General features: G+C 70.3%; 20 protein-coding genes and 2 pseudogenes. 12 read left to right on the top strand and 10 right to left on the bottom strand.

Annotated features, from left to right (window positions below):
• Positions 1–8: 8 nt before the first annotated feature.
• From ACLBYE_RS11370 to ACLBYE_RS11395, 6 genes and pseudogenes are all read left to right on the top strand, one after another.
• Entirely contained in the window at positions 9–1,229 is a 1,221-nt protein-coding gene (locus ACLBYE_RS11370) for a pyridoxal phosphate-dependent aminotransferase (RefSeq protein WP_447694278.1), read from the top strand.
• Positions 1,226–3,007 carry a patatin-like phospholipase family protein gene (locus ACLBYE_RS11375; RefSeq protein ID WP_447694279.1) on the top strand — a complete coding sequence of 594 codons (1,782 nt, stop codon included), beginning with the start codon at positions 1,226–1,228 and terminating at the stop codon, positions 3,005–3,007. Before ACLBYE_RS11370 ends, ACLBYE_RS11375 begins: the two co-directional genes overlap by 4 nt.
• A 71-nt stretch (positions 3,008–3,078) precedes the next feature.
• Positions 3,079–3,294, top strand: a complete 216-nt coding sequence (locus ACLBYE_RS11380; protein ID WP_447694300.1) for a ferredoxin — start codon at positions 3,079–3,081, stop codon at positions 3,292–3,294.
• Positions 3,294–3,596: an FAD-dependent oxidoreductase gene (locus ACLBYE_RS11385; protein WP_447694280.1), complete on the top strand. Its 303-nt coding sequence runs from the start codon at positions 3,294–3,296 to the stop codon at positions 3,594–3,596. The genes ACLBYE_RS11380 and ACLBYE_RS11385 overlap by 1 nt, the downstream gene beginning before the upstream one ends.
• Before the next feature lie 10 nt (positions 3,597–3,606).
• Positions 3,607–3,795 (top strand): annotated as a pseudogene (locus tag ACLBYE_RS11390) (FAD-dependent oxidoreductase); the annotation flags it as partial.
• An 83-nt stretch (positions 3,796–3,878) separates the two neighbouring features.
• Positions 3,879–4,229 (top strand): hypothetical protein, encoded by a 351-nt coding sequence (locus tag ACLBYE_RS11395; RefSeq protein WP_447694281.1) that lies wholly within the window; start codon positions 3,879–3,881, stop codon positions 4,227–4,229.
• Positions 4,230–4,314: 85 nt separating this feature from the next.
• Here ACLBYE_RS11395 and ACLBYE_RS11400 read toward each other — a convergent pair whose 3' ends face one another.
• The 7 genes from ACLBYE_RS11400 to ACLBYE_RS11430 all read right to left on the bottom strand — a co-directional run bounded on the left by ACLBYE_RS11400 (position 4,315) and on the right by ACLBYE_RS11430 (position 11,054).
• Positions 4,315–5,325, bottom strand: a complete 1,011-nt coding sequence (locus ACLBYE_RS11400; protein ID WP_447694282.1) for a zinc-dependent alcohol dehydrogenase — start codon at positions 5,323–5,325, stop codon at positions 4,315–4,317.
• Between the two features lie 25 nt (positions 5,326–5,350).
• Positions 5,351–6,118: an SDR family NAD(P)-dependent oxidoreductase gene (locus ACLBYE_RS11405; RefSeq protein WP_447694283.1), complete on the bottom strand. Its 768-nt coding sequence runs from the start codon at positions 6,116–6,118 to the stop codon at positions 5,351–5,353.
• The gene (locus tag ACLBYE_RS11410; RefSeq protein WP_243985127.1) at positions 6,115–7,428 is read right to left on the bottom strand and encodes a sulfopropanediol 3-dehydrogenase; all 1,314 of its coding nucleotides are present in this window, start codon (positions 7,426–7,428) and stop codon (positions 6,115–6,117) included. Before ACLBYE_RS11410 ends, ACLBYE_RS11405 begins: the two co-directional genes overlap by 4 nt.
• Before the next feature lie 121 nt (positions 7,429–7,549).
• Positions 7,550–8,656, bottom strand: coding sequence for an ABC transporter substrate-binding protein (locus ACLBYE_RS11415; RefSeq protein ID WP_447694284.1), 1,107 nt, complete (start codon positions 8,654–8,656; stop codon positions 7,550–7,552).
• 32 nt (positions 8,657–8,688) lie between these two features.
• Positions 8,689–9,474, bottom strand: a complete 786-nt coding sequence (locus ACLBYE_RS11420) for an ABC transporter ATP-binding protein (protein ID WP_447694285.1) — start codon at positions 9,472–9,474, stop codon at positions 8,689–8,691.
• 9 nt (positions 9,475–9,483) lie between these two features.
• Positions 9,484–10,275 (bottom strand): ABC transporter permease, encoded by a 792-nt coding sequence (locus tag ACLBYE_RS11425; RefSeq protein WP_447694286.1) that lies wholly within the window; start codon positions 10,273–10,275, stop codon positions 9,484–9,486.
• Positions 10,272–11,054, bottom strand: a complete 783-nt coding sequence (locus ACLBYE_RS11430) for an ABC transporter permease (RefSeq protein ID WP_447694287.1) — start codon at positions 11,052–11,054, stop codon at positions 10,272–10,274. The genes ACLBYE_RS11425 and ACLBYE_RS11430 overlap by 4 nt, the downstream gene beginning before the upstream one ends.
• A 231-nt stretch (positions 11,055–11,285) precedes the next feature.
• Here ACLBYE_RS11430 and ACLBYE_RS11435 point away from each other — a divergent pair, with 231 nt between their 5' ends.
• Positions 11,286–12,341 carry a LacI family DNA-binding transcriptional regulator gene (locus ACLBYE_RS11435; RefSeq protein WP_447694288.1) on the top strand — a complete coding sequence of 352 codons (1,056 nt, stop codon included), beginning with the start codon at positions 11,286–11,288 and terminating at the stop codon, positions 12,339–12,341.
• 461 nt (positions 12,342–12,802) lie between these two features.
• Here ACLBYE_RS11435 and ACLBYE_RS11440 read toward each other — a convergent pair whose 3' ends face one another.
• Both ACLBYE_RS11440 and ACLBYE_RS11445 read right to left on the bottom strand, forming a co-directional pair.
• A complete protein-coding gene (locus ACLBYE_RS11440) occupies positions 12,803–14,221 on the bottom strand; it encodes an ATP-binding protein (RefSeq protein ID WP_447694289.1) in 1,419 nt (472 codons plus the stop codon).
• Positions 14,214–14,891 carry a response regulator transcription factor gene (locus ACLBYE_RS11445; RefSeq protein ID WP_447694290.1) on the bottom strand — a complete coding sequence of 226 codons (678 nt, stop codon included), beginning with the start codon at positions 14,889–14,891 and terminating at the stop codon, positions 14,214–14,216. Before ACLBYE_RS11445 ends, ACLBYE_RS11440 begins: the two co-directional genes overlap by 8 nt.
• A gap of 246 nt (positions 14,892–15,137) precedes the next feature.
• Here ACLBYE_RS11445 and ACLBYE_RS11450 point away from each other — a divergent pair, with 246 nt between their 5' ends.
• The 4 genes and pseudogenes from ACLBYE_RS11450 to ACLBYE_RS11465 all read left to right on the top strand — a co-directional run bounded on the left by ACLBYE_RS11450 (position 15,138) and on the right by ACLBYE_RS11465 (position 21,613).
• Positions 15,138–15,335, top strand: coding sequence for a polyhydroxyalkanoate synthesis regulator DNA-binding domain-containing protein (locus tag ACLBYE_RS11450; protein ID WP_091675875.1), 198 nt, complete (start codon positions 15,138–15,140; stop codon positions 15,333–15,335).
• A 181-nt stretch (positions 15,336–15,516) separates the two neighbouring features.
• Positions 15,517–16,731: an efflux RND transporter periplasmic adaptor subunit gene (locus tag ACLBYE_RS11455; RefSeq protein WP_447694291.1), complete on the top strand. Its 1,215-nt coding sequence runs from the start codon at positions 15,517–15,519 to the stop codon at positions 16,729–16,731.
• A gap of 9 nt (positions 16,732–16,740) precedes the next feature.
• A complete protein-coding gene (locus ACLBYE_RS11460; RefSeq protein ID WP_447694292.1) occupies positions 16,741–19,890 on the top strand; it encodes an efflux RND transporter permease subunit in 3,150 nt (1,049 codons plus the stop codon).
• A gap of 283 nt (positions 19,891–20,173) precedes the next feature.
• Positions 20,174–21,613 (top strand): annotated as a pseudogene (locus ACLBYE_RS11465) (IS1182 family transposase).
• Between the two features lie 344 nt (positions 21,614–21,957).
• Here ACLBYE_RS11465 and ACLBYE_RS11470 read toward each other — a convergent pair.
• Complete coding sequence (locus tag ACLBYE_RS11470; RefSeq protein WP_447694293.1) at positions 21,958–22,545, bottom strand: TetR/AcrR family transcriptional regulator; 588 nt, start codon at positions 22,543–22,545, stop codon at positions 21,958–21,960.
• Positions 22,546–22,686: 141 nt separating this feature from the next.
• Between ACLBYE_RS11470 and ACLBYE_RS11475 the strand changes: the two genes are divergently transcribed.
• Positions 22,687–23,085 (top strand): RidA family protein, encoded by a 399-nt coding sequence (locus ACLBYE_RS11475; RefSeq protein WP_091682109.1) that lies wholly within the window; start codon positions 22,687–22,689, stop codon positions 23,083–23,085.
• Positions 23,086–23,575: the final 490 nt, after the last annotated feature.

A 23,575-nucleotide genomic window follows, 5' to 3' on the forward strand; every position in this document is an offset into this window, starting at 1 on the left:
GGTCGGCGATGGCGCTCGAGGACGACGCCGGACCGGGCCTGTGGGCCGCCCCCCGGATGGAAAAGCCCGGCCCCGACACGCGGCAGGATCACGGGATCGCCCCGGCGCGCGCGTTCGCGTTGGCAGCGTATCTCGACCGCTGGTCGGGCAGCGCGCACCACGCCCTCGCCGCCTCGGATTCGGAACCGCTGACGCTCGCCGCGTTGCTGCGCCTCGCCGGCCCGGAGGATCGTCGGCGCTGGCGGAGAGCCGATCTCGGCTACGCCGACCCGCGCGGCGCCGCCTGGCTGCGCGCCACCGTCGCCGCCCGCTACCGCCGGCTCGAGGCGGACGACGTGCTGATCAGTGCCGGCGCGCAGGAAGCGGTGACCTGCGTGCTGAGCGCGCTGCTCGGTCCGGCCGACCACGCGGTGGTGGTGGTGCCGATCTACCAGCCCTCGGAACTCGTCGTGACCCGCCTGTGCGCGGCCGATGGCGTCGCGCTCCGCCCGGATCGGAACTGGCCCCTCGGTCTCGACCGCCTCGCGGCGGCCATCCGGCCCAACACGCGGCTGGTGCTGATGAACTTCCCCAACAGCCCGACCGGTGCGGCGCTGGATCGAGCGACCCTGGACGGCCTGATCGACCTCTGCCGCCGACACGGGCTGTGGCTCGTCAACGACGAGGTCTACCGCCAGACGGACCGCGACCCGGAGCGCGCCGTCCCGCCCGTCGTCGACCTGTACGAGCGCGGGATCTCCATCAACGGGCTGTCGAAGGGGTTCGGACTTCCGGGCCTGCGCGTCGGCTGGACCGCCTGTCGCGACCGCGGGCTGCTCGACCGCATCCTCGCGGCCAAGAATCTGCTGTCGAGCTGCCTCGCGCGGCCGAGCGAGATCTTGGCGCAGGTCGCGCTGCAGGCCGAGCCGCACCTGACCCGCCGCGCACGCGGGATCGGGCAACGCAACCTTCACCGCCTGCGGGCGCTCCTCGACCGCCATCCGGACCTGTTCAATCCGGACGAGCCGAGGAACCTCGCCTTCGCCTGTCCCCGCTCCCGCGGGCGGGAGGGGGCGACCGCCTTCGCGCGGACCCTGGCGTCCGAGGACGGCGTCCTCGTGCTGCCCTCCGTCCTGTGGTACTCTGGGCTGGCGTCGATCCCCACGGACCGCCTGCGCCTCGGCCGCGTCGGCAGCGGTGCGGCGCTCGGGATCCTCGCGGATCACCTGCTGCGGCGCGCCGGCCGATGAGCACCGAACGCCTCGACATCTGCGGTCTTGAGCCTGTCCCGGCCGCCCTGACCCCGGGGCGCCCGGAGATCCCGTTCCTGGCCGACCTCGACGGCGAGGCCGCCGACGCGGTCCGGGTGCGGATGACCTCGGTCGCCGTCGCCGGGGGACAGACGCTGTTCGAGGAGGGGGACGAGGCCGACGCGCTCTACACGCTGGTCAGCGGCGCGATCGGCCTCTCGACCCGCGACCCGCGCGACGGCGGCGTGCGCCGCCTCATCCGCCTCGCCCCGCCCGACACCGTGGGCGAGCTCGCCCTGCTCACCGGCGAGCCCCGCTCGATCACCGCGACGGCCCTGCGCGACACGCACCTCCTGCGGCTCTCCCGAGACGCGTTCGCGGACCTGATCGCCGCCCATCCCGGGACGCTGCTCTACTTCGCCCGGATCCTGGCCGCCCGGCTGCGCATCGCCCATACGGGCGTGACCCTGCGCCACGCGCCGCGGAGCTTCGCCGTCCTGGCGGTGACCGAGGGCCGCACGGCGACGGCCTTCGGCGAGCGGCTGGCGCGGGCGCTCGATGCCGCGCTGCCGGGGCGGACCGGCTGCCTGTCCGAATGGCCGCCGGGAGCCGACGAGGCGTGGTTCCACCGCTACGAGCAGGGGCACGACCGCACGGTCTTCGTCGCCCATCAGATCGACTGCCCCTGGTGCCAGCTCTGCCTGCGCCACGCCGACCACGTCCTGCTGCTGGCCGAGCCCGGCGCGCCGCCGCGGCCGGGCGCGGCGGCTTACTTGGCCGCGATCCGCTCACCCTGGATCCGCATGGACCTCGCGGTGGCGCAGACCGCCGAGGCGCGCCTGCCGCGCCCCCTGCATCCGGACGTCGCCGCGCTTCCCTTCTCCCTGCGGCTCCAGGTCCGTGCGAACCACGATGGCGACTTCGCCCGGCTCGCCCGGATCGCGTCCGGCCATGCCCGCGCCCTCGTCCTCGGCGGCGGCGGGGCCCGCGGCCTCGCCCATCTCGGCGTCCTGCGGGCGCTCGGCGAGGCCGGGCTCGACATCGACCTCGTCGGCGGCACCAGCATGGGCTCGATCCTGGCCGCCAGCGTCGCTCTGGACTGGAGCCTCGACGCGATCGAGACCCACACGGTCGCATCGTTCGTCGGACGCAACCCCCTCGACGACTACACCCTGCCGTTCCACGCCCTGACGCGCGGAGCCAAGGTGGATGCGGGACTGGCAGCCCGGTTCGGGGATGCGCGGGTCGAGGATCTCTGGCGCCCGTTCTTCTGCGTGTCCTCGAACCTCACCACCGGCACCGCAATGGTCCATTGGGCGGGCCCGCTCGACCGGGCGATCCGGGCCAGCATCGCCATTCCCGGCCTGCTGCCCCCGGTGGCGAGCGCGGACGGCATCCTCGTGGATGGCGGCATGATGAACAATCTGCCCGCCGACGTGATGGCCGATCTCGACCGCGGGCCGGTCCTCGCCGTGGATGTCGGCAGCGACGCCGCCTTCCAGGTCATGCCGCGGCAAGGCCGGGGCGCGCAGGCGTTCCGGCGCGTCCTCGGCATCTCGGACCACCTCCCCGGCATCGCCCACCTGCTCCTGCGCTCGGCCATGGTGTCGAGCGACGCCCAGACCATGGCGGCCGTCACCCGCGCCGCCGTCCTGCTCAAGCCCGCTTTGGCCGGCGTCGACCTTCGGGCTTGGTCGAGCTTCGAGACGACGGCAGAGCTCGGCTATCGCTGCGCCCGGGAAGCGCTGGACTCGGGCCGCCTGCGAGCCTGGACATGAGCCGACCTGGGATTCGCGCCATCGTGGCTTCCACCTCACCGATCACCCGCACCCACACCCGGAGCCCGGGCATGCGCGTCGTCGTCGATCTCAACCGCTGCCAGGGCTACGCCCAATGCTGCTACGCCGCCCCGGACCATTTCGAGGTCCGGGGTCACGAGATCCTGTTTTACGATCCGGCGCCGCCGGAGGCGGAGCGGGCGCAGATCGAGCGGGCGCAGCGGGCCTGCCCCGTCCGGGCCATCGCGGTCGAGCCCGCCGGACTCGCCGAGGGGGACGAACCGTGATGGACGGACAGCGGCCGGGCCTCGTCGTGGTGGGCGCCTCCCTCGCCGGACCGCGCGGGGCGGAGGCGCTGCGGGATGGCGGCTATGACGGGCCACTGACTGTGGTGGGGGACGAGCCGCACCGGCCCTACGACCGGTCGCCCCTGTCCAAGCACGTCCTCGCGGGCGAGCTTCCCCCGGAGGCGACCGCGCTGCCGCAGCTGGCCCGTCTGCGGACGCAGTGGCGGCTCGGCCAGCCGGCCGTCGCCCTCGATCGGGAGCGCCGGGTGCTGGGCCTCGCCGACGGCGCGACGCTGCCTTGAAACACTCCTGATCGCCACCGGCGCCTGGGCTCGGACATGGCCCGGGGCGGGCGCCGATCTCGCGGGGATCTTGACGATCCGGACCCTGGAGGATGCCCGCGCCCTGCGGACCGCGCTGGCGCGTCGGCCGAGCCGCGTCCTGATCGTCGGTGCCGGCCTGATCGGCTGCGAAGCCGCCTCCTGCTGCCGGGATCTCGACCTGACGGTGACCCTCGTCGACCCCAATCCGACGCCGCTCGCCCGTCTGCTCGGCACCGCGACCGGGCCACGCTCGCCGGGCGGATGCGGGCGGCCGGCGCGGATTTCCGCCCCGACACCAAGGTGCAGGCCTTCTCGGGCGATGCGGGACAGGTGCGCCGCGCCCAGCTGCTCGGCGGCGCGGAGATCGCGGCAGACCTCGTCATCATCGCGCTCGGCGCGACGCGGGACACGGGCTGGCTCGCCGCAGCCGGCCTGGTGGCCGACCCGGGCCGTCTGACCTGCGACGCGGCCTGCCGCGCCGTGGCCGGGACCGGGGAGCACGATGGAGCCCGATCCCGCGATCTATGCGGCCGGCGACGTCGCGCGCTGGCCGAACCCGCTCATCGGCGGACGCTTGGCGACGTAGTCGGCCGAGTCGGGGACGGGCTATAACCGCACGCGGATCGCGTTCGTCCATGGACGCTACAGTGGTGGCGCCGACTTCGGGTACGACGCTCCGTTCGTGCGAAACATATGGTCAAGCCGGAGCGTCCGGACGAAGGATGAGCTTCGGCGCAGCGACGCGGCTCGCATCCATGTCGGCGAAGGCAGCCGCGCCCGCGGCGAGCGGGCGCTCCTCGACCCAGTCGAGGGGACCCAGCCGGCCATCCGCGAGGACCTCGACCACGTCGCGGAACTCCTGCATCGTGTAGCAGTAGCTGCCCGAGACCACGATCTCCTGGAGCGTGATCTTGCGAACGTCCAGCCCCCGCTCGCCGGGCAGGAGCCCGATGTGCACGATGACCGCCCCCGGCCGGGCGAGCTGGCTCGCCTTGGCCCGCGTCGCGTCGCTGCCGACGGCATCGAGGATCAGGTCGGCGCTGTCGGGACCCGGACCCTCGGGATCGTCGGGCGCCCGGCAGCGGGCCGTAGGGAGGCCGCGCGCGGCTTCGGTGCGCCGCTCGGGATTCGGCTCGATGATCACGACCTCGCCCGCCCCCTGCATGGCCAGGACCAGACCCGACCCGAAACCGATCGCGCCGCCGCCCAGTACCACGCACCGCGCGCCCGCGAGAGGGCGCCCGAGAAGCCGCGCCCCCTGGTTGACGGCGTGGTAGGCGACGGCCAGCGGCTCGGCGAGGGCCGCGTGCGTGGTCGACAGCGCGTCCGGGATCGGTACGAGGCTCTTCTCGGGCACGCAGACGTAGTCCGCGAAGGCCCCAGGGCGCGGGGGCATCGAGAGGATCTGCCGGCTCGGGCACAGGTGCGTGCGCCCGGATTCGCACGCCGGGCAACGTCCGCAGGTGACCAGCGGATTCACCGCCACGCGGGTGCCGGCCCGCGGCCCCTCCGCGACCCGTCCGGCGGCCTCGTGGCCGAGGATCAGCGGGGCGGGGCGCCGGGCATCGTGACCGTGAAAGGCGTGCATGTCCGAACCGCAGATGCCGACCGCCTCGACCCGCACCAGCACCTCGCCGGGTCCCGGCACGGGAACCGGCACGTCGTCGACAATCAGCGCGTTCGGCCCGGTGTAGATCAGCGCTCTCATCGCGGGGCCTCGGACAGGCAGGCGTTCATTTGGCGGTGAATCCCCCGTCGACCGGCAGCGTCTGCCCGGTGACGTAGGCGGAGGCCTCGGAGGCGAGGAACACCGCCGCGCCGTAGAGGTCGGTGAGTTCGCCGTTGCGGCCGCAGGCCGTCTGGGCGGCGTTGCGGGCGGCGCGCTCGGCATCGGCGAACACCGCCTGCGTCAGCGGCGTCGGGAAGAAGCCGGGCGCGATCGCGTTGCAGGTGACGCCGCGGGTCGACCACGCTTCCGCGACGGCGCGCGTGAGCTGCACCACCGCGCCCTTGGCGGCGCCGTAGGGCGCGGAGTCCGGGAAGGCCCGGTAGGATTGCAGGGAGGCGACGTTGATGATCCGCCCGTATCCGCGGTCAGCCATCCCCGGCGCGAGGGCCTGGGTCAGGAGGAAGGGCGCGCGCACGTGCAGGGCCATGTGCCGGTCGAAGGCCTCGGCCGTCACGGCCGCGAAGGGTTGGCGCAGGTTCATCCCCGCGGCGTTCACGAGGATGTCGACCGGCCGGCCGTCGAGCCGCGCGACGAGGTCGGCGATGGCGGCGGCCTCCGCGAGATCGGCGGGCAGAACCTCGCTGGCGATCGCCTCCGCTCGCAGGTCCTCGGCCGCCGCCGCGAGGTCGGCCTCGCGGCGGGCGGTCAGGATCAGCCCGGCCCCGGCGAGGCCCAGCGCGCGGGCCAGCGCCAGCCCGAGCCCGGAATTGCCCCCCGTCACCAGGGCCGTCCGCCCGGTCAGGTCGAACAGGCGTGTCAGGCGGAAGGTCATGCGGTCACCGCCTCGCCGAGATCCAGGCCGTGGCCGGGGAAGTACTTTGCCAGCCGGTGGTCGGCCGTGCGGGCATGGGCCTCCATACCCTCCAGGCGCGAGATCCGGGCCGTGGCCTGGGCAATGGTCTTGCAGGCCTCCCGGTCCATGCGCTGCCACGTCAGCGGCCGCAGGAACTTGTGCACGGACAGCCCGGCGGAATACCGGGCGGCGTACTTGGTCGGGAGGATGTGGTTCGGGCCGGAGGTCTTGTCGCCGAAGGCGACCGTAGTCTCCTCGCCGAGGAACAGCGAACCGTAATTGCTGAGCTGCGCGAGCCACCAGTCGAGGTCGGCGGCGTGGACCTCCAGATGCTCGCTCGCGTAGCGGTCGGAGACGGCGACGATTTCCTCCCGGCTCCCGCACACCACCACCTCGCCGTAGTCGCGCCACGCGGCGGCGGCGGCGTCCCGTGCCGTGGGCGGCAGGGCGTCGATCAGCGCCGGCATCCGCGCGATCACGTCGTCCGCGAGGGCACGCGAGGTGGTGAACAGCCAGGCCGGGCTCTCGTGCCCGTGCTCGGCCTGGCCGACGAGGTCCGAGGCCACGAGGGCCGGGTCGGCGGTCTCGTCGGCGATGATCCCGACCTCGGAGGGACCCGCGAAGACGTCGATCCCGACGCGGCCGAACAGCATCCGCTTGGCTTCGGCTACGAACTTGTTGCCGGGCCCGACGATGATGTCGGCGGGCTTGCCGGTGAACAGCCCGAAGGCCATCGCGGCGATCGCCTGGACGCCACCCAGCGTCATGATCACGTCGGCGCCGGCCACCTGCATCGCGTAGAGCACGTAGGGGTGGATGCCCTCGCCGCGGAAGGGCGTCGAGCAGGCCACGACCGTCGGCACGCCCGCCGCCTTGGCGGTGGCCACCGACATGTAGGCCGAGGCGATGTGGGCGTAGCGCCCGGTGGGCACGTAGCACCCCGCGACGTTGCAGGGGACGAGCTTCTGGCCGGTGACGAGGCCCGGAACCAGCTCGACCGAGAAGTCCTGAACGCTGTCGCGCTGGGCCTCGGCGAAGCGCCGCACCTGCCCCGCCGCGAAGGCGATGTCCTCTTTGACGCGCTCGGGAATGTCCTTCGTGCGCCGGGCGATCTCCTCGGGGGTCACGACGATCTCGCCGGTCCAGCGGTCGAGGGAGCGGGCGTAGTCCCGGACCGCCTCCTCGCCCCGCGCCTCGATGGCGGCGAGCATCTCCGTCACGACCTGCCGCGCCGCGTCGGTCTCGGTCTCAGGCGTCTTGGTCGCCCGCTTCGCGTAGTCGATCGTCATGATCCCTGCCTCTTTACGGATAGTGCGAATGAATGCAGACGGCGTCTCTCGGGAGCGTGAAGTCCCGGCCCGCCCGGGCGCCGGCCGGGAGCCCTGCCGGCGCGGCGAGGCGACCGCGCGCTCAGTGCGGGGCTGCGGCCCCGTCGAACTCCGTGGCGAAGGCCCGGAGCTTCGGATCGGCCGCGACGCGCTTCATGAAGGCGTCGTCGATGTATCCCTTGGCATCGGGCGCCTGCGCGATCGTGCCGACCTCGGCCATGAACGCGCCGATCCGCGAGAACCAGCCGTCGACCTGCGAGGGGCCGTCCGCGCGCGCCATCGCCTTGAGCTGCGCGTCGAGGGCGTAGGTCGGGCGCAGCGCGAATTCCTGGTCGATGGCGTGGTCGGACGCCTCGACGCCGCCCTCGGCGTAGAAGCGCTTGGCCATGTCGTGCGCGTCCTTGGGATTCGCCTTGGCCCAGCCCCAGCCCCGGAGATAGACCGCGAGGAACTTGGCGACCGCGTCCGGATGCGCCTTGGCGAAGTCGGCGCGGGTGATCAGGGCGCCGGGCACCATGGCGTCGGCGTCGGCCCCGCTGCACAGGACCTGCGCGCTGGCCTTCTCCTCCAGCGTGTAGGTGTTCGGGGCCCAGACGCCGACCACCTCGCCCGCGTCGGCGATCATCGCCGAGATGATCTGCGCCTGTCCGAGGTTGACGAAGCGCATCTCGCGCGGGCCGAGGCCCCACTTCCGGAGGCAGGCGCGGGCGGCGTAATCGGCGGTGGAGTTGGTGGTGACGAGGAGCTTCTGTCCGGCCAGCTGCTTGGGATCCTTGAGGATCGCGTCGTGCCGTGCGGCGCGCACCATCAGCGCATTGGTCTTCGATTCGTCGTTGGTGAGGCCGATCGTCAGCAGGCCGAAGCGCGCCGCGCCGAGGATCGCCGGCACGGAACCGGTCCCGCCGACATCCCAGGACCCCGCCTGCGCGGCGGCGACCTGGGGCGCGCCGGCCGGGAAGACCGCGAAGGTCGGCTCCAGGCCGACCTCCTTCCACCAGCCCTTCTGTGTGGCGATGTAGAAGGGCAGCGCCCAGTAGAGCGACGGCTGATAGGACACGCCGATCCGCTCGGGCTCCGCGGCCTTCGCCGGGTGGGCCGGCGCGACCGCCGGCGCCAGCGCCAGGGCGCCGGCCAGGAGCCATGCCCGCCGCTGGCCGCCCCGGCATCCGTTGCCTCGAATCTCGGTCATGTCGCCTCTCCCTCGGATCGCGGACCGCCGGCTCACCGGCCGGCCGCCTTCTCGTCGCGCAGCGATTTCCAGATGTGCGTCCGCAGGTGGACGAACGATTCGAGGTCCATCACGTCCTCGATGCGGGCGTGCTCCTCCCAGCGTTCGGCCTCGCGGACCGCCTTGACGTCGATCATCTCCTTGATGCGCCCCGGGCGCCTGGTCATGACCGCGACCCGGTCGGCGAGGTAGACCGCCTCCTCGACTCCGTGGGTGATGAACAGGACGGTGCGCGGGTTCCTGCGCGCGAGGCGGACCAGCTCCTCCTGCATCACCACGCGGGTCTGCGCGTCGAGGGCGCCGAAGGGCTCGTCCATCAGGAGCACCTCGGGCTCGAGGACGTAGGCGCGGGCGATGGCGACGCGCTGCTGCATGCCGCCGGAGAGCTGGTGCGGGTAGGCGTCGGCGTGGCTCGAAAGGCCGATCATGTCGATCGCCGCGGCGACCCGCTCCTGGCGCTCGGCGGCGGGCATGCCCTTGTTGCGGAGCCCGAACGCGATGTTCTGCGTGACGGTCTTCCACGGGAACAGCGCGAACTGCTGGAACACCACGGCGCGGTCGGGCCCCGGCTCGGTGACCGGCTGTCCGCCGACGGTGATCCGGCCGCCGGTCGGAGCCTCGAACCCGGCCACGAGGCGCAGGCAGGTCGTCTTGCCGCAACCCGAGGCGCCGACGATGGCCACGAACTCGCGGTCGGCTACCGTGAGGTCGACGCCGTCGAGCGCCTTGACGTTGCTGCCGAAGCTCTTCTCGACCCGCTCGAACCGGATTGCGCTCATCGGATCCCCTCAAGCCTGTCCGTGATGCCGGCGGAGGCGGGTCTCGAGCGCGCGCAGCGCGACGTCGATGACCACGCCGACGAGGCCGATCGCGACCATTCCGACCATCACGGTCGCGGTCGAGACGGCGCCCTGGGCCTGCACCATCATGTAGCCGACCCCCGTCGAGGCCACGATCAGCTCGGCACCGACCAGGGATTGCCACCCCAGGCCCGCGCTGATGCGCAGGCCGGCGACGATCGAGGGCAGCGCGGCGGGCAGGAGCACCTCGGCGATCATCCGATAGCCCGGCGTTCCGAGCATCTCGGCGGCCTCCAGCAGGCGCGCGTCGACGTAGCGGGCGCCGCGATAGGCGTTGATCAGGCAGGGCGGAAAGGCGCCCGCGAAGATGATCAGGATCGGGCCGCCGATCCCGGTGCCGAACCAGAGGGCGGCGAAGGGAACCCAGGCGATCGGCGCGATGAAGCGCAGCCCGTCGAAGATCGGCGTGACGATGTCGTCGAGGAGGCGCGACCACCCCATCATCAGGCCGAGCGGCACGCCGACCGCGGCGGCGAGCAGGTAGCCGATCAGGAAGCGCTGCAGGCTGGAGGCTACATGGGCGGGGAGCGTGCCCCCCGCGAAGGGCCGCTCGGTCAGGGTCGCGAAGCGCTCCGCCACGGCGACCGGTCCCGGCAGGAACAGCGGCGAGACGAGGCCGGAGCGGGACAGGGCGGCCCAGAAGCCGAGAAAGGCCAGGGTGCCGATCGCGCCGAGGGCGAGGCTGCGGTGCAGCGGGAGCGGCTGGCGGGAGGCGATCATGCCGCTCCCCGCAGCTGTGCCCAGCCGATCGCCCGGCGCTCGGCCATTCCCAGAAGCGCGGTGCTTCCCGCACCCAGGATGCCCACGGCCGCCATGCCGACGAGGATCATGCCCGGGTAGAGGTCCTGCTGGGCGACGTTCAGGACATAGCCGAGCCCCGCGAGCGAGCCGACGAGCTCGGCGGCGACCAGGGTGGTCCAGCTTGCCTGGAGCGCCAGTCGCAGCCCCGTGAAGATCATCGGCGCCGCCGCCGGCGCCAGCACGTCCGTGACGAAGCGCAGTCGCGGGGTGCCGAGCATCTGCGCCGCCTCGACGATCTGCGGCGGCACGCCCCGCACGCCGGCCTGGGTGCTGATCACCGCCGGAGGCAGCGCCGCGATGACGATGACCATCACTTTGGCCCCGTCGCCCAGGCCGAGCCACAGGATGGCGAGCGGGATCCAGGCGAGCGGCGGGATCGGGCGCAGCAGCAGGAAGATCGGGTTGATGAGGGCCTCGGCCGTGCGGTTCCAGCCCATCAGCAGGCCGAGCGGCACGCCCAGCGTCACCGAGACAACGAAGCCCAGGGCAACGAGCCGGAGCGAGTGCAGGACGTGGACGAGGAGCGTCGTATCGGGATAGCCGCGAACGAAGGCTTGGACCGCCGCCGTCTCCACGTCGCCGGGCGCCGGAAACCGCCCTGCCGAGATCAGGCCGAGGCCGGTGGTCACGACGTACCAGAGGACGGCGATGACGACGAGCGTCGCCATGCCGACGCACATGCGGCGGCTGAACTTCACGGCGTTTCCTCGCGCTGCGATGGCCAGCTTGTCGCGACTCACCGCATGAGCATTCAATGAATGCGCTTTCATTTTGTGCTTCGCTACCGAATTGTCAACCGCCGGTGGTCATTATCGGTCATCATCGCAGCGTCAGCTCGACGCTAGTTGCGCATATTTCACTGCGGCTGTTGCGTTTATTTGAACGCGCATTCATCACTGGGGCTGGGATCTGATCCAGAGCTTCTTGCCGTGAAACGTCAGCAGCGCGCGACATTGCAGGCGGTGGCCCAGCGGGCAGGCGTTTCGCCTGCGACCGCTTCGCGCGCGATGGCGGGTGCTGCGATCGTCCATCCCGATACGATTCGCCGGGTGCGCGCAGCGGCCGAGTCGCTCGGCTACCTGCCGGGCGGACCGGCCCAAGCTCTCGCATCCGGAAGGACGCATACGATCGGAGCGATTATCCCGACGCTCGACCACTCGATCTTCGCGCGCGCGATCCAGGCGCTGCAGACGACCCTGGCCCGCAACGGCTATCAGCTTCTGATCGCAGCGCACGAATACTCGGCCGTCGAGGAAGCCGCGCTTGTCAGATCCATGCTCGGTCGCGGCGTCGATGCCCTGATGCTGGTCGGCGCGGACCATCTGCCCGAGACCTGGGCCCTCGTCACCGAGGCGCCGATCCCGGTGGTGCTGACGTGGTCGTTTGATGACCGGCTCGACTCGATCGGCTTCGACAACGCGCAGGCCGGCTATCTCGCGGCCCGGCACCTGCTCGCCAAGGGCCACCGTCGGTTCGGCATGGTCTCAGGCTTCACCCAGGCCAACGATCGCGCGCGCCTGCGCATCGACGGCGTGAGGCGGGCACTCGCGGCGGAGGGTCTCGAGTTCTCGAGCGCCCGCGTCTCGCAGCAGCCCTTCTCGCTCGCCGGCGGCCGGGCCGGTCTCCTGCAACTCCTGGCCCTCGCCGAACCCCCGACGGCGGTTGTGTGCGGGAACGATCTTCTCGCCGTCGGCGTGCTTCTCGAGGCCGAACAACGCGGCCTGACCGTTCCCCGCGACCTGTCGGTCGTCGGGATCGACGATCTCGAGATCGCCAGCCATATCGCGCCGTCCCTCACGACGATTCATCTTCCGACCGAGGAACTCGGCCGAGAAGTCGCCGAGCATCTCCTAGCCCGCCTGCGCGGGGAACTCCGCGCGAGCCGAACGGAGATGCCGATCGAGCTGATCGAGCGTCGTTCGTCTGGACCGCTGCTGATGCCCGCTGACCAGCCGGTCGCGGGGCATCGGCGCGGCGTCAAGTGATCGACTCGATCGAACCAAGTCGCAGTCATCGGATGCTGTGGAGCGCGCCGTCGCGATGGCAAAGCAGGCAAACAATCTCGATTGCTCACACTTCATCTCGATGTCAGCGAGGACATGACGAGCATATATACAACAAATAGATGGTATGCGATCAGTGATAAGAGATCCGTTGTGCGGTAGCGATCCGTTATCGGCTGTGCATCGACGCATCTGTGCGAGCTGGGTCGGGCAAAGCAGAAAAGTGAGAAGTTTGTCGGCTTTTCCGGCTTCTTTCTCCGGATTTGACAGGCGGCTGGAGGCGAAGATTAATTGCTTCGGTGGGCGCCTGCGAATGACTGGGTCGGGTGGGTTCGAGACGGTCTGCTCTCGACTGGCATAGACATGGAACCGGACGTGCCGCGACGCTTCTTGATACGCGAGCCTATTGGCAAAACATTCATCAGCGAGGGCCAGAAATTAATTCAAGGACTGCCAATTGTATCTTTTCTCGAAGCTGTCCAATAAGTAGAAGACGTGCGGTCTTCGATAGTCAAATTCGGGAACGTGATCGCGAAACGGCAACCACCCTTTTCCGACGTGCGAACATTCACGCTTGCGGCGTGAATCTTGGCGATGGCGGCGACCAGGCTGAGGCCAAGTCCGTTGCCGGGGGTCTGGCGGGACAGCTCGGCGCGGTAGAAGCGGCGGAAGACCTTCTCATGCTCGCTCGCCGGCAGGCCCGGGCCGGTATCCTCCACGGCCACCTCGATCGCTTGGCCGGTCCAGGCGACTGCGACCCGGACAGTCCCTCCGGGGGGCGTGAACTTCACGGCGTTGTCGATGAGGTTCGACAGAGCCTCGAAGCAGAGGTCCCGATCGCCGTGGACGGTGAAAGGTCCCACCGCCGAGAGGACGAGCCGGACGCCGCTCTCTTCAGCCTCGGGCTCGAAGAAGTCGACCGCCGCAGCGGCGACCTCCCCAAGGTCGACCGGCGCGAAGGCAGTCCTGCGGCCCTCCTCCATCGCGCCGATCCTCAGCACGGCCGTCACCATCGCGAGTGTCTGGTCGATCCAGGCGAGGCCCTGATCGATCGCCTCGTGGAACTCCGCGACCGTTCGCGCCTGTGTCCGGCTGCGCTCCAGCCGGGCCCGCAGGCGGGTTAACGGCGTGCGCAGGTCGTGGGCAACCGCGTCGCCGACGCTGCGGACTTCGCCCATGAGTTGCTCGATCTCGTCGAGCATGCGGTTCACGTTCCCGGCGAGGCGGTCGAACTCGTCGCCTCGGCCTCCGACCGGCAGGCGCTTGCCGAGGTTGCCGCGCATCACCTCGGTGAGCGCCACCTCGGTGGCGGCGAGGCGCCTGCGACCCCGGCGGGCGAGGACGAGGCCGCCGATCCCGGAGAGCGCCAGCATCGGCAGCAGGCCGAGGCCGAGCGCCCGCAGGGTCGTGACGCGCACCCGGTCTATGTCGTCCGTGTCGTGGGCGATCACCACCGTGCCGCCGCCGGGCAGCGCCAGGGCCGCAGCCCAGATCTCGTCGGCGAGGCTGCGACCCCCGACCTCCACCGTGGCGTTCACCCGGTAGGCGTCCCCGTCCCGCGGCAGACCCTTCGGCATCGCATCGAGGTTGCCCGCGCGGCGGACGCCGTCCGGCGCGAAGAGGCCACCGTAGTGCCGGGCATGCGGATCCATGGCGGTCCAGGTATCGACCCGCAAAGCCGTGGCGGTGGGGTCGGCGGCGGCCGCGCGGACTTCCAGCCGCAGGGTCTCGGCGAGTTCCTCCCGCAGGTAGGACGCCGTCTGCCAGTAGATGAAGGCGAACATCGTCAGCGCGAGGAGCACCGACCACAGGGCGATCCCCACCGCCCACCGCAGGGTGGTCGAGCGCAGGAGGTCAGTCATCGGGCGTGAGGGTGAAGCCGACGCCGCGGACGTTCTGGATGAGGGGCGCCTCACCGGCCGCCTCCAGCTTGCGGCGCAGGCGGCCGAGATGGACGTCGATGAGGTTCGATTTCGGGGTGAACCGGTAGTTCCAGACCTCCTCGAACAGCATCGCCCGTGTGACGATCCGGCCGGGCGAGCGCATCAGGTAGGCGAGCAACTTAAGTTCGCGGGGCAGGAGGTCGAGGTCCCGGGGGCCGCGCCGGCCCGTCCCGGCGATCAGGTCGATCTCGAGGCTGCCGACCCGCAGCAGCGTCTCGCGGGTATCGACCGGGCGGCGGAGCAGCGCCTCGATCCGTGCGGCGAGTTCGCCGAGCGCGAAGGGCTTGGCGAGGTAGTCGTCGCCACCGGCCCGGAGGCCGCGGATGCGCTCGTCGACGTCGCCGAGCGCGCTCAGGACGAGGGCCGGTGTCCGGTCGCCGTCTCGGCGCAGGTCCTGCAGCACGCCGAGCCCGTCCTGGCCCGGCAGCATCCGGTCGAGGATGATCGCGTCCCAGCCGCCCTCCCGCGCCGACCGGGCGCCGTCCGGCCCGGTCGTGGCCCAGGCGACCTCGTGGCCGCGCCCGCGCAGGTCGTCGAGCACGTCCCCGGCCGTGTCCCCGTCGTCCTCGATCAGCAGCAGCCTCGCCACGTGAACCCGGTCCTCCCGCGCTGCCAGTGTGTCGCATGTCGGGCCTGCGGTCTGCGCGAGGAAGCGACTGTGAACCAGAATTTAGTGGCACCCCATCGGCTTCGGCCAACTTATTAGAATGACTCTAGCGCGCACCTCGGCCCCTGCTCGGCTGGGCGCGATCCTCAGCGGGCTCTTCCGATGCTGTTCCTGCTCCGCGGCTTCCCCGCATCCGCCGCGATCCCCCGCCGCTGAGGGAGCACAGACATGCCCCGGAAGCGGCGGCCCCGCCGCCTCATCAACCGTTATGCCCAGAGCCGGCTCTACGACGTCGAGACCCGGACCTATGTCTCCGTCGAGCGACTGCGGGAATGGCGCGGCGAGGGCTTCGAGGTTGTGATCCGCGAGGTCGAGACCGGGCGCTTCGTCAGCGACGAGGTGCTCCCCACCGGCTTCGACGCATGAACCTCATCCTCACCCGCTCGGCGTGCGGCCCGACCGGTCGGCGAGCCGCCTGTCCATGTCGCTGAACGCCGAAGCGTCCGCGCACCCCACGGAGGTCTCCGAGGCACCCGAGACCGATGGCTTCGGACGCGGGGATGCCTCCGCGCCGGCTCCGATCGTGAGCCGGAGCCGCGCCCCGCGAGTGCTGCTCATCCTGGCGGTGCTGGCCGCCGTGGCCTTCGCGGGATGGACCTATCGCGGCCCTTTCCTCGCCGGCCTTGGCCTCGCCCCGCCCGCGGTCCCCGAGGCGAAGGCGGACCGTTCCGACGACGCCCCGGCGAACCCCGATCTCGTCACCCTCGACGGGGCGGGGCAGACGCGGATCGGCTTGGCCTTCGGCACGGCGGAGACCCGCCGGATCGTGCTCCCGGTGCGGGCTCCGGGCACAGTCGCCTTCGACGAGCGGCGGGTGACGCATCTCAAGCCGCGCACGCAGGGACGTGTGCTGAGCCTCGCCGTCCAGCCCGGGGACCGGGTGACGGCGGGGCAGACGCTCGCGACCCTCGATGCCGCCGGCCTCCTCGACGCCCGTAACGGGCTCCAGGCGGCTGAAGCCGCCCTCGGCGAGGCGCGGGCTTCCGAGGCGGTGGCAGCGCTCCAGGTGAAGCGTGGGCTGGAGCAGCTGAAATTCGGTGGCGTGGCGCAAGCCGAGGTCGAGCGGCGGCAGGTCGATCTCGCCAAGGCACAGGCGGCGGTGAAGTCTGCGCAGGCGAACGCGGAGATGTACCGGGCGCAGTACCAGCGCCTCGCCCCGGCCGAGGGCGCCGCGCCGGGCACCAGCGCCGTGGTCACGCCGATTGCCGGCGTGGTGACGAGCGTCGGCATCACCCTGGGCGAGGTGGTCGATACCGGGCGCGACGCCTTCACGGTGGCCGATCCCACCCGCGTCGTCGTGCTGGCGAACCTCTACGGGGCCGACATCTCCCGGGTGAAGGCCGGGGATGCGGTCTCGGTGGAGAGCCCGGTGCCCGGCCATCCGCCCTTCGAGGGCCATGTCCGCTCGGTCAACGCCGCCCTCGATCCGGCGACGAACACGGCTGCGGCGCGGATCGAGCTCGACAACCCGCAGGATCTCCTGCGCGCCAACCTTTTCGTCTCGGTGACGATCGCGGCCGATCTCGGTCGCGACGGCGTGACCATCCCGGCGGCGGCCGTGCAGCAGACGGACACCGGCCCCATCGCCTTCGTGCGCACGGCCCCGGACAGGTTCGAGCGGCGGGCCCTGACGCTGGGCATCCAGCGCACCGACTGGGTGGAGGTGCGCCGAGGCGTGGCGGCGGGTGAGAGTGTTGCGACCGCGGGCAGCTTCGGCCTGAAGGCCATCCTGCTGCGCAGCCTTCTCGGCTCGACGGATTGAGCGCCGGCGATGAAGAGCTGGTTCGCCATTCTGGTCCGCCGCCGCTTACTCGTGCTGATGATCGCGCTCGCCGCGGCGGCGGGCGGGATCGCCAACCTCGAAGGACTCTCGATCGACGCGGTGCCGGACATCTCGCCGAAGCAGGTGATGATCCTCACCCTCTCGCCGGGGCTCGGTCCCCTGGAGGTCGAGCGGCTCGTCACCTTTCCTGTCGAGAACGCGATGGCCGGCGCGCCGGGGCTCAACACTATCCGCTCGACGTCCCGGGCCGGCGTCTCGGCGGTCTACGTCACCTTCGACGAATCCGTGTCGGTCACAGCGGCGCGGGCGGAGGTGTTCCAGCGCCTGTCCCAGGCCAAGAGCCTGATGCCCGCCGGAGTCGGCGATCCGCAGATGGGTCCGATGGCGACCGGCCTCGGCGAGATCTACCAGTTCGAGCTGCGCGGGCCCGCCTACACGCCGATGCAGCTCAAGCGCATCCTGCAATGGACCATCGCGCCGAAGCTGAAGCTCACCTCCGGCATCGCCGACGTGAACATCTACGGCGGCCAGATGCCGACCGAGGAGGTCCGCGTCTCGGCGGACGCGCTGCGCCGCTACGGCGTGACGCTGGCCCAGGTCTACACGGCGCTCGCCGAGAACAACGCCGCCCGGGGGGGCGCCTACATCGAGCACAACGACCAGCAGGAGACGATCCGCGGCCTCGGCCTCGCCAAGGGCCCGGAGGACATCGCGAACATCGTCGTCGCGACGGGCCCCGGTGGTGTGCCGGTGACGCTCGGCACGCTGGGCACGGTGCAGGAGGCCCCCAAGGTCCGGCTCGGCGCCGTCACCCACGACGCGGAAGGCGAGACCGTCGTCGGCATCGCGATGATGCGCTACGGCGAGAATGCCAGCGCCGTGGTCGCGGAGGTGAAGAAGACGATCGCCGCCCTGCGCCAGCAACTGCCGCCGGGGGTCGAGATCGTCCCGTTCTACGACCGCAGTGCGCTGGTGGACCGTACGATCCGCACGGTGGAGCACAACCTCCTCGAGGGGGCGGTGCTGGTGATCGTGGTGCTGCTCCTGCTGCTCGGCAACCTGCGCGCAGGGCTGATCGTCGCCGCCGCGATCCCGCTCTCGATGCTGACGGCGTTCGCCGGGATGCGGCTGCTCGGCCTGTCGGGCAACCTGATGAGCCTCGGGGCGATCGATTTCGGGCTGATCGTCGACGGCGCCGTCGTGATGATCGAGAACGTGCTCCGCGCCCGGGGCGAGCACCCGGACCGCCCGGCCCACGACCTGATCCGCGACGCCGCCGCCGAGGTGGCCCGCCCTGTGATCTTCGCGGTGGCAATCATCATCATCGTGTACGTCCCGATCCTCGCTCTGGAGGGTGTGGCCGGCAAGATGTTCGCCCCGATGGCGCTCACGGTGATCCTGGCGCTCGCCTCGGCGCTCGTCGTCACCCTGATCCTGATGCCGGCGCTCGCGGCGGTCTTTCTCGCCGGGCGCGGTGTCAATGAGCGCGAGACGCGCCTCGTCCACGCGGTGCGGGGTGTCTACACGCCGGTGCTGCGCTGGGCCGAGCGGCACGCGTTCGTCACCGTGCTCACGACGGTTGCCCTGTTCGCCGGCTCCTGCGCGATGGCCACGCGGCTCGGCGGCGAGTTCCTGCCGAAGCTGTCGGAGGGCTCGATCGTCATCACCTCCGAGAAGCTGCCCGGCATCGCGCTGAACGCCTCGCTCGCCACCGTCACCCGCATCGAGCGGGTGCTGAAATCCTTCCCCGAGGTGAAGCGGATCGTCTCCCTCACCGGCAGCGCCGAGATCCCGACCGACCCGATGGGCGTCGAATCGACCGACAGCTTCATCACCCTGACCGACCCCTCGACCTGGAGGACCGCCGACAGCCAGGAAGGACTCGTCGCGGCCTTCGACAAGCGCCTCCGGGGGGAGGTGCTGGGCGTCGCCTACAGCTTCTCGCAGCCGATCCAGATGCGGATGGACGACCTCTTGGAGGGCGTGCGCGGCGACGTCGCGATCAGCCTCTACGGCGACGACCTGAAGGTCCTGAAGGACACGGCCGATTCCATCGTGCGGGTGGTCTCAGGCATTCAGGGCGCGGCGGACGTGAAGGCCGAGGCGCAGGCCGGGATGCCGGCGCTCTCGATCCGGGTCGACCGGGCCAAGGCCGCCCGCTACGGGATCAACGTCTCGGACGTGCTCGACGTGGTCGAGAGCATCGGCGGGCGCACCGCCGGCATGGTCTACGGCGACGACAATTCCATCACCGACATCGTGGTCCGGCTCGACCCGGCCGACCGCGGCGACATCGAGCGCATCCGCGCCCTGCCGGTGGGGCGGCCGGGCAAGGAGACCGGTCCCGCCATGACGGTGCCGCTCGCGATGGTGGCCTCGGTGGAGGTCACCTCCGGCCCGGCACAGATCAGTCGCGAGCGGCTGCAGCGGCGGATCTCGATCCAGGCCAACGTCCGCGGCCGCGACGTGCAGAGCTTCGTGGACGCCGCGCAGAAGGCCGTGTCCGATCAGGTGAAGCTGCCGCCGCGCTACGCGCTGCAATGGAGCGGCCAGTACCAGAACCTGCAGGAGGCTACCGCCCGCCTCTCGGTGGTGGTGCCGGCGGCGCTGGCGGGGATCCTCGTCCTCCTCGTCGTGATGTTCGGCGACATCCGCCGCGCCGGGCTGATCTTCCTCAACGTGCCGATAGCCGCGACGGGGGGCATCCTGGCGCTTGCTTTACGCGACATGCCGTTCTCGATCTCGGCGGCGATCGGCTTCATCGCGACCTTCGGCATCGCGATCCTGAACGGCGTGGTGCTGACGAGCACCATCCGCGACTTCGAAGCTTCCGGCCTCGACCCGCGGGAGGCCGCCACCCGGGCGGCCGAGAGGCGCCTGCGCCCGGTGATGATGACGGCCCTCGTCGCAGCGCTCGGCTTCCTGCCGATGGCCCTCTCGACCAGCGCGGGCGCGGAAGTGCAGCGCCCCCTCGCGACCGTGGTGATCGGCGGGCTGATCTCCGCGACGTTGCTGACCCTCGTCGTGCTTCCCGCCGTCTATCCGGTGATCGCGACGTTGCGCCTGCCCTTCGGCAGATTGGGCCAGCGACGGCATTCGAATCCCCACCAAAAGATGCAGCAGGGGACCGGTCGATGAGCACACTCACGGCGACGGTTGCGCTCGCCTGGGGGCCGAGAGGACCGACTTTGCTCGCGACACACCCTGCTCGACTTTACGAGTTCGCCGCGCTGAACTGCTTCAACCAGGGAATATTGGGTACTGTCTGCGCCGAGTTGGAGTGCGATCAACCGCGCACGGCTGATCGCAGACGACCGCTTTGGGCGAAAGCTCGGCCGCGATTCGGGCGGCCGACATGGGTCGAGGCTGTGTCAAAAGTCCCCTCTGAGATAGACTTGCGACCTCATCTACGGAGGCCAGTATGGGTCGGTTCGTCGAAGGGCAGGACCGTCGGCAGTCTTGGTTGCTGCCCAGTTCGCTGGATGACTACGTCACCGCCGACAATCCGGTTCGGGTGATCGAGGTCTTCATCGACGAACTCGATCTGGGCGCGCTTGGCTTCATCCGCTCCGAGCCTGCGGCGACCGGGCGGCCTGCCTACGACCCGGCCACGCTTCTGAAGCTCTACCTCTACGGCTATCTCAACTGCGTGCCGTCGAGCCGACGACTTGAGCGTGAGGGACAGCGCAGCATCGAGGTGATGTGGCTAACCGGTCGCTTGGCTCCCGATCACAAGACGATCGCCAACTTCAGGCGCGACAACGGATCTGCGATCCAAGTGGCCTGTCGTCAGTTTGTGGTGCTGTGCCGGGATCTGCAGCTCTTCGCCGGGGCGACCGTCGCCTTGGACGGGTCGAAGTTCAAGGCGGTCAACAACCGGGACCGCAACTACACCGTGGCCAAGGTCGCCAAGCGCCTGGAACAGGTGGAGGCCAGCATCGCCCGCTACCTCGCGGCGCTCGACCGGGCGGACAGGGAGGGCAGCGACGTACCCGAGGCACGCACGCAGCGCATCGGCGAGAAGATCGCCGCCCTACGCCGGCAGATGGCCTTCTTGCGCGAGATGCAGGCGCAGGTCGAGAGCGCGGACGACGGACAGGTCTCGCTGACCGACCCGGACGCCCGCTCGATGGCGACGAGCGGGCGAGGCACCGGCATCGTCGGCTACAACGTCCAGATTGCCGTCGACCCCGAGCATCATCTCGTCGTGGCCCATGAGGTCGTCAACGAGAGCCACGACCGAACCCAGCTCGTGCCGATGGGCGATCGGGCCAAGCAGGCCACCGACGTGGGGGAGATCGTGGTCCTGGCCGATCGCGGCTACTACAGCGGCGACGAGGTTCTGGCCTGCGAAGGCACGGGCATCCTGCCGGCCATGCCGCGGGCCGACACGTCGGGTCGAGCCAAGAAGGGGCTCTTCGTGCGCGCCGACTTCGTCTACGACGCCGCGGCCGATCACTAAGTCTGTCCCGCCGGCGCTGTGCTGACGAAGTCTAACGCGCGCTCCGATCGACACGGTGACATCGACCACTACCGCAACCTGGACGCCTGTCATGGCTGCGCGATGCGGGTGCGCTGTACGACCGAGAAGTTCAAACGCTTCAAGCGCTGGAAGCACGAAGCGGTTCTGGAGGCCATGCAGAAACGGCTCGACGCCATGCCTGACGCCATGGCGGTCCGGCGCGCCACGGTCGAGCATGTCTTCGGAACGCTGAAAGCCTGGATGGGCAGTACACCGTTCTTGACGAAGGGCCTGAAAGGCGTGCGAACCGAGATGAGCCTCGCGACCCTCGCCAACAACATGAAGCGGATGATCCGCCTGTTCGGCGCAACCTGGCTCGTCCAGGCCATTCGAGCCTGAAGCGGCCCACCGCGCCGCCGTCATAATCCTGCCAATCGGCGCTGACGACCACGATCAATGCGTTTTGACACGGCCCCGGTCGGATGCAGGCCGTCCGCTATTTCAGCGGGTCTGCCCCGAAGCGGCCATTCCGCTTACGGCCAGCATCCGCCATCGCGCGACGCCCGCCTGAACGTCTCAGATGGGCAGTTTCCGGCTGGTCCGCCTTCGAGCGACCTGGGTTCGAGGCAGACGTCGTTGTCGTCTCCTCTCTCGCTGTGCGCGCGCTGGTCACCCTGCGAGGTGTCCCCCGACGAACGCGTCGCGCCCGCCCGCGGATGACGCGTCCAGACCGGCGGGGTGGCCTACTTGAGGAGGCCGTTCGCCAAGCACCGGAAGGCCTCGGTGGCCCGGGCGAGGACGGCCGGCGGATCGTCGGACGCGGCGACCCAGAGCGCGGCATTAAGCGCCGCGCCGTTGATCAGGCGCGCCGCGGCCTCGGCATCGACAGGCTTGACCGTCCCGGCCTCTAGGAGGGCCTGGATCGTCTCGGTCGTCGTGCGCAGGCAGGCGGTCTGGCCCGGCCACCGCGACGGATCGCCGAGCACTGCCGGTCCGTCGAGGAGCACGATGCGCTGGATCTCCGGCTCGAGGGCCAACTCGATGTAGGCGACGCCCTCGTCGAGGAAGCCGAGCCAGGGCGTTGGTGCCCTCTCGCGCGCGACCCGCGCCTTCGCGACCATCTCGGCGTCGAGTTGCGCGATGACGGCCTGAAGCAGGCCCTTCTTGTCGCCGAAGTTGTGATAGAGCGCGCCGCGCGTCAGGCCGGCCGCTTCTGTCAGCTCATCCATCGACGCCGCCGCGTAGCCCTTCTCGGCAAAAGCTGCACGCGCCGCGCGGATCAGCTTCGCGCGGGTTTCCTCCATCTTCAGCGCGCGCCGTCCCGATGCCACAGGATGCCTCGATCCTTCACGTACTCCCGCATGTGTTGACATACGCCGCGTATGTCACGATGCTCCTACATACGCGGCGTATGTGAATGGTGCCGCGAGGGCGAGGGAAGCCGTCGGCACCCTTCGCAGAGGACACGCGATATGTCGAAGCGCGATGCAGTCTTTCCACCCGGACGGCAAGCCCTCTACGACAAGCACCGCTACTCGGCCGCGATCCGGTCCGGCGACCTGCTTTTCGTCTCCGGCCAAGTCGGCAGCCGCGAGGATGGCTCGCCGGAACCGGATTTCGGCGCGCAGGTTCGCCGTGCCTTCGACAGGCTGAACGCCGTTCTCGCGGCGGCCGGCTGCAGTTTCGACGACGTGGTGGACGTGACAACCTTCCATACCGACCCTGAAACCCAGTTCGACACAGTGATGGCGGTGCGCGACGTAATGATCGGCGAACCGCCCTATCCGAACTGGACTGCCGTCGGCGTGACCTGGCTCGCGGGCTTCGACTTCGAGATCAAGGTCATCGCCCGTCTTCCCACCCCGGTCTGAATCGGTGTTCGGCTTGGACGATGCCGGGAAGGATCGCCAAGCCGCTTGTTCCTCCACGGTCCCGATACCGGCATCATCGTCGATGAGACGGATTTAGACGATCGCTCCTGACCCCGTACGAACTTTGAACTTGGATCACCGCGTGGGGTCCATCACCCAGCGAGGAGCCCCGCCGATTGGACCACCACAACCGCGAGCATGCAGACCGCCGCCGCGGCCGCCGCGTACGACACGATTTTCGTGAATCCCTTCATGGATCTCCTCCTGACAAATCGGATCTTCGGGCGTCGACAGAGAACGCGGCGCGCGAACGCGCTCCGGGAAGGCAAGACGGCCCGGAGCACCGCGTCACACACCGTATCGGGGTGTCACGTCGTCAACTCTCCTCGGTGGCGAGCGTAAACAACGACAGGAAGATTCGGTTCACCTCGGATGCGCGCGTCCTGTCCTCGAGCGACAACTTGCCGCTCGCGACGCGGCACGTTCTGGA

The organism is Methylobacterium sp. A52T, assembly GCF_053346095.1.

Excerpts from the sequence above, each read along its gene's own strand:
- ACLBYE_RS11385 (WP_447694280.1), top strand. The coding sequence starts at position 3,294 with ATGGACGGACAGCGGCCGGGCCTCGTCGTGGTGGGCGCCTCCCTCGCC.
- ACLBYE_RS11395 (WP_447694281.1), top strand. The coding sequence starts at position 3,879 with ATGCGGGCGGCCGGCGCGGATTTCCGCCCCGACACCAAGGTGCAGGCC.
- ACLBYE_RS11375 (WP_447694279.1), top strand. The coding sequence starts at position 1,226 with ATGAGCACCGAACGCCTCGACATCTGCGGTCTTGAGCCTGTCCCGGCC.
- ACLBYE_RS11400 (WP_447694282.1), bottom strand. The coding sequence starts at position 5,325 with ATGAGAGCGCTGATCTACACCGGGCCGAACGCGCTGATTGTCGACGAC.
- ACLBYE_RS11380 (WP_447694300.1), top strand. The coding sequence starts at position 3,079 with ATGCGCGTCGTCGTCGATCTCAACCGCTGCCAGGGCTACGCCCAATGC.
- ACLBYE_RS11420 (WP_447694285.1), bottom strand. The coding sequence starts at position 9,474 with ATGAGCGCAATCCGGTTCGAGCGGGTCGAGAAGAGCTTCGGCAGCAAC.
- ACLBYE_RS11425 (WP_447694286.1), bottom strand. The coding sequence starts at position 10,275 with ATGATCGCCTCCCGCCAGCCGCTCCCGCTGCACCGCAGCCTCGCCCTC.
- ACLBYE_RS11460 (WP_447694292.1), top strand. The coding sequence starts at position 16,741 with ATGAAGAGCTGGTTCGCCATTCTGGTCCGCCGCCGCTTACTCGTGCTG.
- ACLBYE_RS11370 (WP_447694278.1), top strand. The coding sequence starts at position 9 with ATGGCGCTCGAGGACGACGCCGGACCGGGCCTGTGGGCCGCCCCCCGG.
- ACLBYE_RS11405 (WP_447694283.1), bottom strand. The coding sequence starts at position 6,118 with ATGACCTTCCGCCTGACACGCCTGTTCGACCTGACCGGGCGGACGGCC.
- ACLBYE_RS11450 (WP_091675875.1), top strand. The coding sequence starts at position 15,138 with ATGCCCCGGAAGCGGCGGCCCCGCCGCCTCATCAACCGTTATGCCCAG.
- ACLBYE_RS11440 (WP_447694289.1), bottom strand. The coding sequence starts at position 14,221 with ATGACTGACCTCCTGCGCTCGACCACCCTGCGGTGGGCGGTGGGGATC.
- ACLBYE_RS11415 (WP_447694284.1), bottom strand. The coding sequence starts at position 8,656 with ATGACCGAGATTCGAGGCAACGGATGCCGGGGCGGCCAGCGGCGGGCA.
- ACLBYE_RS11475 (WP_091682109.1), top strand. The coding sequence starts at position 22,687 with ATGTCGAAGCGCGATGCAGTCTTTCCACCCGGACGGCAAGCCCTCTAC.
- ACLBYE_RS11410 (WP_243985127.1), bottom strand. The coding sequence starts at position 7,428 with ATGACGATCGACTACGCGAAGCGGGCGACCAAGACGCCTGAGACCGAG.